General features: G+C 29.3%; 2 protein-coding genes. One reads left to right on the forward strand and one right to left on the reverse strand.

Features of this window, described 5'->3' with window-relative positions:
• The first annotated feature begins 74 nt into the window (after nucleotides 1-74).
• On the forward strand, nucleotides 75-2,621 hold the full coding sequence (locus B3603_RS01200) for a calcium-translocating P-type ATPase, SERCA-type (RefSeq protein ID WP_291559753.1): 2,547 nt from the start codon (nucleotides 75-77) through the stop codon (nucleotides 2,619-2,621).
• 65 nt (nucleotides 2,622-2,686) lie between these two features.
• Here the strand turns inward: B3603_RS01200 and B3603_RS01205 are convergent, their stop codons facing one another.
• Nucleotides 2,687-3,109: a hypothetical protein gene (locus B3603_RS01205; protein ID WP_291559755.1), complete on the reverse strand. Its 423-nt coding sequence runs from the start codon at nucleotides 3,107-3,109 to the stop codon at nucleotides 2,687-2,689.
• Nucleotides 3,110-3,726: the final 617 nt, after the last annotated feature.

The raw sequence follows: 3,726 nt of genomic DNA on the forward strand, positions 1-3,726 counted from the left end.
AGAGCTGGTATATCTATATATATTTGTATATTGTTTTAGGTTATTTATCATTTAAAAGAAAAGGGGGAATAAAAGTGCATGATAAAGAGGTTAGAGGACTTACTAATGATGAAGTAGAAAAAAAGCTAAGACAATTTGGGTTGAATGTTTTACAAAGTAAGGAACAAGTATCAGTAATTAAAATATTTTTATCTCAATTTAATGATTTTATAATTTGGGTTTTAATTGGTGCTACCATAATTTCAGGAATTATGGGAGATAGTGCAGATGCTATAACTATAATAATAATAATATTTATGAATGCTATATTGGGGTTTGTACAAGAATATAAAACGGAAAAATCATTAGAGGCATTAAAAGAATTAGCTTCACCTACTGCTAAGGTAGTTAGGAATGGCAAAATACAAGTTATAAATTCTATGTATTTAGTTCCAGGCGATTTAGTAATACTTGAAAGTGGAGATAGGATACCAGCAGATTGTTTATTAGTTGAAGATAATAACTTTATGGTAGATGAATCACTGCTAACAGGGGAATCAGTAGGTGTTTATAAAAATGCTAATGATAGAAGTAATAATGATATTTACATGGGAACGATTGTGCTAACTGGAAAGGGCAAAGCAAAGGTATTATCAACAGGAATGAGTACAGAGATGGGGAAAATAGCTAATATGCTCGATAATATTGATAGTGAAAAGTCACCATTAAAGGAAAGGCTAGATTCCCTAGGGAAAATATTAGTTGTGCTATGTTTAGTAATTTGTACTTTAGTAACTATACTAGGAATTGTAAGAGGACAAGATCCCTACAATATGTTTTTATCAGGTGTTACATTAGCGGTTGCGGCAATTCCAGAGGGATTAGCAGCTATTGTAACAGTAGCATTAGCTTTAGGCGTGTCAAGAATGCTAAATAGAAAGGCGTTAATTAGAAAGCTACCTGCTGTTGAAACATTAGGATGTACCTCCGTAATTTGTAGTGATAAAACTGGTACTCTTACAGAAAATAAAATGACAGTAAAAAGTCTATATTTTAATAACAATATTTATAATATAGAGGATTTTGGAAAGAATCCAAATTTGATGTTGAAAAAAGCTTTTACTTATTGTAATGATTGTAATTATAATTTTGATGGTATAACACTAGAGAAGACTTTATTTGGAGATCCTACGGAGACAGCACTTATAACAGCATTTTTTAATAGCGGAAAGGAAATACAAAATTTTATATATAAAGGAAAAAGAGTATATGAAAATCCCTTCAATTCTACAAGAAAAATGATGTCTGTTATCATAGAGGAAAACGGCAAAAATAGTTGTTATGTTAAAGGAGCACCAGAAAGGGTAATTGAAAGATGTAGCCACATTTTAATAAATGGTAAAATAGAGCCTTTTACATACAGCCATAAACAAAATGTAGAAAAGGCAATTGATAAAATGTCTTATAAAGCATTAAGATGCATTGCTGCTGCTTATAAAGAAAATAATCTAGTAAAAAGTGAAGCAGTAGAACAAGACTTAATATTTATAGGTATAGCAGGAATTATTGATCCTCCTAGAAAAGAAGTTAAGGATGCAGTATTAAAATGCAAAGTTGCGGGAATTAAGCCCATAATGATAACCGGTGATCATAAAAACACTGCTTTTGCAATAGGTAAAGAAATAGAGATATGTAAAAGTATTGATGAAGTTATTACAGGGGCAGAGCTAGATAAAATCTCTGATAAAGAACTTCAAAAAAATATAAATAAGTATAAGATATTTGCTAGAGTAAGTCCAAAACATAAATTAAGGATAGTAAAGGCTTTTAAAAAAGAGGGAGTTATTGTTGCTATGACAGGAGATGGAGTTAATGATGCTCCAGCTGTTAAAGAGGCAGACATAGGAATTGCCATGGGTATATCAGGGACAGATGTTACTAAAGAAGCAGCTTCAATGATTTTACTAGATGATAATTTTGCTACAATTGTTTCAGCAGTAGAAGAAGGAAGAGTTATATATGATAATATAAGAAAATTTATAAGATATTTATTATCTTGCAATTTAGGAGAAGTATTAACAATGTTTTTAGCTTCATTATTTTATCTTGATGTACCATTACTTCCAATTCAAATATTGTTTGTAAATTTAGTAACAGATGGTTTACCGGCTATTGCTCTTGGCGTTGATCCAGCAGACAAAGATATTATGCTACAACCTCCTAGAGCAAAAAATGAAAGTGTATTTTCAAGAGGATTAAAAGAAAAAATCCTTTTGAGAGGAACTTTGATTGGAATTTGCACCGTGGCAGCATTTTTAATAGGTAAATATTATAATATGAGCTTAGAGAGCTGCAGAACTATGGCATTAGGCACATTAATAACTTCACAACTAATACATGTGTTTGAATGCAGATCAGAAAGATATTCCCTATTTGAAATAAATCCTTTTACTAACTTATATTTATTAGGTGCAGTAGCTTTATCTATGATATCTTTAATTTCAATTATTTATATACCTATGTTTCAAGCTATATTCCACACTTCTCCATTACAATTAGGTCAATGGTTAATTATAATCTTCTTCTCAAGCATAATTTCCTTTGTAAATAGCTTGTATATATTCTTATCTCATAAAAAATAAAAAAACTGTGGACATTGGGTCCACAGTTTTAAACTTATAACATATGCAATGAATTATAGAAGCTCCTATTTAAACCTTCTATCAGCCCTTACTCTTTGAGGCTTAGGCATTTTACCCTCAGTAGGAACCAATTCTGCTTTATTTGTCATGTTAATTAAATTTATTATAGAAATAGATTCCTTGGTATCTTTATTCTTTTTACTCTTTTTAGGCTTTAGTCCTTGAATTATAACAGAGTGACCTTGAGTTACAGGTATAAATTGTGGCTTTTTAAACCATTTTCTTTTCTTATAAACACAAGTAAAAACATTTTTTGCTGCATCAGGTTTTAATACTATAGTAACTGTTATCCAGTTTAATATTCCAAGAAAACTTTTGGTTTCAGGTTTGATAGAGAGAACTCTACCTTGTAATTGTGTAAGTCTATCACCATATTTATTTAAATATGCGTTAGTATAGCTTTGAGCTAGTTTGTCTTTAAATCCCATAAAAATAACTCCTTTTCAATGATATATATAATTCCAATTATAAGCACTATGACTTATTAATAACAATAATGAATAAAAACATTATATATTAACTTTCAATAATTAACAAGGCTTTATCAATGGAGAATTGAAAATTGACAATTGACAATTAAGGATGAAATTATTTCTAGTAAAATAATTTCTAGTAAAATAATTTCTTTAATTGATTTCTAACTAGGAATATAATTGCTAGTTATTCTGTGGCGAACACTGTTCGCCGATACAGTAAAAAGTTACTCTGTAACTTCAAAAAACAATCAATTTAAAATTTCTCAGTTTCTACTGAGAAATATCTATAATTGTCCATTGTCAATAGTCAATTCTCAATTGTATACATATTAGTATACTATGTTTTTTTATTTAATTCACAATTTGCAAAGATGTAATATCTATTCTTTCAAGATTTACAGTAAAAAGTTAATGGAGAATTGAAAATTGACAATTGAGGATGAAATTATTTCTAGTAAAATAATTTCTTTAATTGATTTCTAACTAGCAATATAATTGCTAGTTATTCTGTGGCGAACACTGTTTGCCGATACAGTAAAAAGTTATCCTGTAACTTCAAAAAACAATCA

The organism is Clostridium sp. UBA2485 (assembly GCF_002341865.1).
Taxonomy (GTDB): Bacteria; Bacillota; Clostridia; order Clostridiales; family Clostridiaceae; genus Clostridium_J.

Bases quoted from the DNA above. Each gene is read 5' to 3' on its own strand.
- B3603_RS01205 (WP_291559755.1), bottom strand. From the start codon at position 3,109: ATGGGATTTAAAGACAAACTAGCTCAAAGCTATACTAACGCATATTTA.